The 6,012-nt window shown below is 42.2% G+C and carries 2 protein-coding genes; both read left to right on the top strand.

Going from position 1 to position 6,012, the window contains the following annotated elements; translation table 11 throughout:
* Positions 1-5,075: CHAT domain-containing protein (locus JUI58_RS12835; protein WP_204104190.1), on the top strand; the 5,075-nt coding region annotated here is incomplete at its 5' end.
* Between the two features lie 378 nt (positions 5,076-5,453).
* The coding region (locus JUI58_RS12830) for a filamentous hemagglutinin N-terminal domain-containing protein (protein ID WP_348539883.1) at positions 5,454-6,012 on the top strand (559 nt) is incomplete at its 3' end.

Below are 6,012 nucleotides of genomic sequence, written 5' to 3'. Positions count from 1 at the left end.
AAATTGCTAATTTTCTCTCTGCACCGGAAATTCGTAACATTTTAAGTCGCGTTGTTGGGGGAAATCCTTCTCTAATTAATGGCTTAATTCAAGTTACAGGAGGCAATTCAAACTTATTCCTGATGAACCCTGCGGGAATTGTTTTTGGTAATAATGCAAGTTTAAATGTACCGGGAGATTTTACCGCAACAACGGCGACAGGAATTGGATTAGGTGACAATTGGTTTAATGCTTTTGGGAATAATAACTATCAAACTTTAATCGGTGATCCGACTCAATTTGCTTTCGATCTTTCTCAAGCTGGAGTGATTATTAATGCGGGAAATTTAAGTATTAGTCAAGGACAAAATTTAAGTTTAATTGGGGGAACAGTTCTCAATTTAGGAACCCTTACAGCACCGGGAGGAAATATTACCATTGCAGCCATTCCGGGGACGAGTTTGGTGCGGATTTCCAAGGAAGGGAATATTTTGACTTTAGATATTCCTCGGGAGGCATTAGAAGCGGGAATCTCTCCTTTAGATTTACCACAATTATTGGCAGCGCCGGAAGTGCAAGGAATAACCCAAATCACCCCAGCAGCCTTACAAGAAACGGGTTTGGATCTGAATTCTGGAGATGTAGTAATTGGGGGGAATATTACCGGACAAACAGTAAATTTAGCGGCAGGAAATCGCGTGCAGGTTGCTCCTTCTGATGTCCCTTGGGTGAAAACAGGAGACGGGAATAATAGCGCTCCGACGGTGACATTATTTCCTGAGAATGTTGGCGAATCTTTCGATGTTATCTTTATTGATTCTACGGTGGATAATTATCAAAATCTCCTTTATGGGGGGCGATCTGGGACAATTTCAATAGTGATTAATTCCGATGAAAATGGGGTTGCTTTTATCGGCGATCGCCTTTCCTTCATTGCTGAAAATACCCAACCTGTGGAGGAAGTTCATATTATTGCCGAAGGGAGTACAGGAAATATTTGGTTGGGACAAGATTTTGTAACGCTGCAAAATATAGACCAATATCGCGAACAATTGCAAAAATGGGGAGAATCTCTAACAGAAACAGCCGACATTTTATTGTACAGTTGTTTGACAGCATTGGGGACAGTCGGAGAGGATTTTATTAATGCGATCGCGGCAGAAACCGGAGCAGATGTAGCCGCATCAACCAATTTTACGGGACATCATAATCTTGGGGGAGATTGGGTATTAGAATCAAGTACGGGCAATATTGAAGCATCTCTAGGATTACTGCCAGGAGTGATGGACAATTATGCTGGAAAATTAGCAATCTTTACAGTGACAGATGGAAGTGATTCGGGATCGGGAACATTACGAGAAGCGATCGCTTTTGCCAATGCAGTAGGAGCCGATGAAATTCGTTTTAGTGGGGTAACTTTGGTTGATTTGACTTCAGGAGAATTAGGAATAAGTGATGAATTGACGATAACGGGACAAGCAACTAATGTAACAGTACAACGTAATACAGGAGCAGGCACTTTTCGCATTTTTAACGTGATGGGAGGAGCAACAACAACATTTAATAACTTGACCATTCGTAATGGAAGAGCAGTAGCAAGTGGTATTGATTCTGGTGGTGGAATTAATTCCAATGGAATCATCAATCTCATCGATAGTACAGTATCCGGAAATATTGCTAATGCTCGTGGTGGTGCAATTTCAGCAGCCACAGCAAATATTACCACAACTACGATATCTGGAAATACTGCCAATACAAATGGAGGGGGGGGAATTTACGCAACAACAGTCAATCTTGACAGTAGTCAGGTATTGGGAAATTCAACTTCCAGTTTTGGAGGCGGGATTTATGCAGCTACAGTAAATATTACGAATAGTAGTGTAATATCGGGTAATTCAAGCCGTCGTGGAGGAGGAATTTCTGCAACAACTACAGCAAACATTAAGGATAGTACGATATCTGGTAATTCAAGCACTTTGCTTGACGGCGGAGGAGTTTATGCAAATACAGTAAGCATTAACAATAGTACAATATCTGGTAATTTGAGTAATGGAAGTGGTGGTGGGGTTTCTGCTAACACCGTTAATATTATTAACAGTCAAATATCGGGTAATACCAGTCAACTCAGTGGGGGTGGAATATCTGCCACAACCGCAAATATCGATAATAGTACAATATCTTTAAATTCGAGTAATAATGATGGTGGTGGCATTGTAGCTAATACAGTCAATATTACCAACAACAGCATAATTTTGCAAAATTCAAGTAATGTTGATGGGGGAGGGATTGCAGCTGCGACAGTCAATATTGATAATAGTACGATATCTTTAAATTCGAGTAATAATAACGGTGGTGGCATTGTAGCTAATACAAAGGTCAACATCACAAATAGCGAAATTAAAGATAATACTGCCGATGCTGATTCTAGCGGAGTTGGAGTGGGAGGAGGTATTTATACTTATCAAGGATTTATGTCTCTTGACGACATCAATATTTCAGATAGCACCATTACAGGTAATACTAATGGCGAAGCAACTTTGAACGCAAGCGATCGCATTTCCCTCAATAATGTTACTTTTGGTAATGATTTTGTTGATATTAATGCTCCTATTACAGAAACAACCGGAAATGTTACCTTTGATGGAGCCGTTGCACTTAATCCCACAGCTAACAATATTACGCTTTCAGGAAATGGAAATCTGACCTTTAACTCCACCCTCAATATGGGTAATAATAACGCCACCTTTGCCGTCAGCGAACTTGACTTCAACGGCGGTAATAATAGCGTCACCGGAACCGGTAATTTAACCCTGCAACAGTGGAGTCCCGCACACAATATTACCCTAGGTAATAATAGCGGTCAAACTAACACTCTTGACCTGACTTCCACCGATCTCGCCGCCATTAATGGTAATTTTAATACTGTTACCATTGGACGCGCAGACGGAACAGCAACCATTATCCTTGCAGATAATATTACCTTTAACAATCCCCTCATTATCGAAGCTGGAAACGGTAATATTGCTAGTCCAGGATCTCATAGTATTATCGCCACCGATCATGATGCTTCTTTGAAAATTAACGCAGGTCAAGGCATTGTTACCGGAGATTTATTGAGCATCGGTCAAGATATTATTATTACTAACGATAACGGCTCCGTAACGACGGGAGATATTATCACCTCAGATGGAATTGGTGGGAATGTCCTCGTTGAAACTCAAGGAGAAATAAATGCAAATATTATCGAAACTCGCGGCAATATAGGCAATGGTGGTAGCGTTATTCTTAATGCCGGGGATGATATTAATGTTACCCATATCAATAGTCAAGGGGGAACAAGCGGACAAGGGGGATTAGTTGATGTAACCACAGCAAACTTTTTTCGAGCTACAGGAACTTTCAGCGATGATGATAGCACCAATGCCAGCATTTCTACTACGGGAGGAACCGGAGGAAATGCGATTACAATTCGCCACGGAGGAAAAGGGATTATTCCCTTTGTTGTTGGCGATGCGAATACTAACGGGACAGCAGATGCCATAACTTCAGGAAACTATACCATTCCGACGATTACCAATATTTTTGCCAACTATCAGAAAGGAAATATCGCTATTCTCACCCCCACTCAAGTTTCTCTAGCACAATTTTCCCTTACACCATCTTTGCCCAAGTTTTCCCAGTCACTTCTATCCCAATTTAATAATGTTGAAACCGTAACGCTATCTAATACTCAACTCATCCAACTCTTAACTCTTCAACCGAACTTAAACGAACTCAATATTTCAGAGATTCCCCAAATTATCAATATTTCCATTGCTGAAGTTGATCAACATTTAACAGAAAATTTTAGCAACTATTTTGGTCAAGAATTTGCCCAAGCCAGCGACAATAGTTTTTTAGGAGATAATAGTAGCAATAGTAATGATTCTACGGAAAATACCTTTTTAAACCAAGCCCAAGCCAGTTTGCAAAATGCCGCTACTGCTACGGGAGTCCAACCCGCACTCCTCTACGCCATCTTTGTCCCTCCCCTTGGTTTCCATTCTGACTCACAAGCAGACAAGAGCTTAGATCGCCTCTATCTCCTTCTTGTTACCCCCAAGGGCGATCCCATCCTCCGCAACACAGGTATCGATCGCAAAACCGCCCTCAATGTAGCGAGTGACTTCCGCCGTACTGTAACCAACATCCGCCGCCCCAATGCTTATTTTACTTCCGCCCGAGAACTCTATCAAATTCTCATCGCACCTATTGAGGCCGACTTGCAAGGGCAGGGGATCGAACATATCACTTTTCTCCTTGATGAGGGTTTGCGATCGCTCCCCATCGCCGCCCTCTATGATGGCCATAACTTCCTCATGGAACGCTACAGCCTTAGTCTCATGCCCAGTATGGCACTCACTGACTTGCGCTATGCTGATGTCCGTTCTATGAGTGTCTTAGCGATGGGTGCGGAAACATTTACCGACCAAAATGCCCTCCCTGCTGTTGCTCGGGAACTAGAAATTCTCACAGAAAATCTTTGGAAAGGCGATCGCTATCTCAATGAAGACTTTAGCGCCAAACAGTTGATACAAGCGAGAAATAAAATCCCTTATGGAATGCTGCACCTGGCTACCCATGCCGACTTCCGACCAGGTAAACCTGAAGATTCTTACATTCAAATGGGTTCGGAACGCTTGGGACTCGATGAGTTGCGACAATTGGGACTCAACGATCCGGCGATCGAATTGCTGGTTTTGAGTGCTTGTCGCACGGCGTTGGGGGATACGGATGCGGAGTTGGGGTTTGCTGGTTTGGCGGTGGCTGCGGGGGTTAAGTCTGCATTGGGAAGCCTGTGGTATGTCAATGATGTGGGTAGCTTGGGCTTTATGACAGGTTTTTACGAGCATTTGCAAACAGCGCCCATTAAAGCTGAAGCTGTGAGAAGAGCGCAGATGGCTTTGCTGGCGGGAGAAGTGCAGTTGGAGGGCGGAGAATTGGTGACGCAGGGAGGAGCATTTCCTTTGAATAATCAATTGGTGAACTTGGGCGATCTCAATTTCTCCCATCCTTACTATTGGAGTGGCTTTACCCTTATCGGCACGCCTTGGTAATGGGTAATGGGTGATGGGTGATGGATGGGGAGTGCGATCGCGATTATTCTTTTCCATTTTTTCCTTTATTCATCGGCTTATTTGCGATCGCGTTGGTATTGTAAAGTTTAACTAAAAATATAGTCAAACAGAGTGATTTATGGTAAATTATCGATCTTTATATTTCCCCAAAGAAAAATTCACAAAATCTTTACAATCATTTTGTTATTCTTACCAAGAAATCTCGCATATACTGAAAAAAATAATAGTGAAAGTTCTCTATTTAAGCAAGCGATCGCTCATTTCCTGAAAACGTTGGGGGACGGAAGTAAGGAAACTTTTACAAGGGCGATCGCCAATAGCAAAGGGGTGTATCTAAATCACAAAGGAATTATCACGATGATATATTGGCGATCGCTCCCTTATTTGACTCCCATTGCAATTTTATTCGCGGCATGGGGCATCTCTCCTTCCGTTATGGCTCAATCTATTGTTCCTGAGTCTAATAGTACAGAGACTTTGATTAATGTGGACGGACAACAGTTTAATATTGAAGGAGGAATATTATCAGGAGACGGACAGAACTTATTTCACAGTTTCGAGGAGTTTGGACTCGATGCCGGACAAATTGCTAATTTTCTCTCTGCACCGGAAATTCGTAACATTTTAAGTCGTGTTGTTGGGGGAAATCCTTCTCTAATTAATGGCTTAATTCAAGTTACGGGAGGCAATTCAAACTTATTCCTGATGAACCCTGCGGGAATTGTTTTTGGTAATAATGCAAGTTTAAATGTACCGGGAGATTTTACCGCAACGACGGCGACAGGGATTGGTTTTGGAGATGGTTTTTTCGATGCTTGGGGAAACAATAATTATCAAACTTTAACGGGAAATCCCAATCAATTTGCTTTCGATTTGGCACAGCCTGGAGCGATAATCAATGCCGGAAATTTGACGG

The organism is Spirulina sp. CCY15215 (genome assembly GCF_016888125.1).
Taxonomy (GTDB): domain Bacteria; phylum Cyanobacteriota; class Cyanobacteriia; order Cyanobacteriales; family Spirulinaceae; genus CCY15215.
Note: the sequence above shows the minus strand (reverse complement) of the source record. Positions and strands in the feature narration are given on the sequence as shown.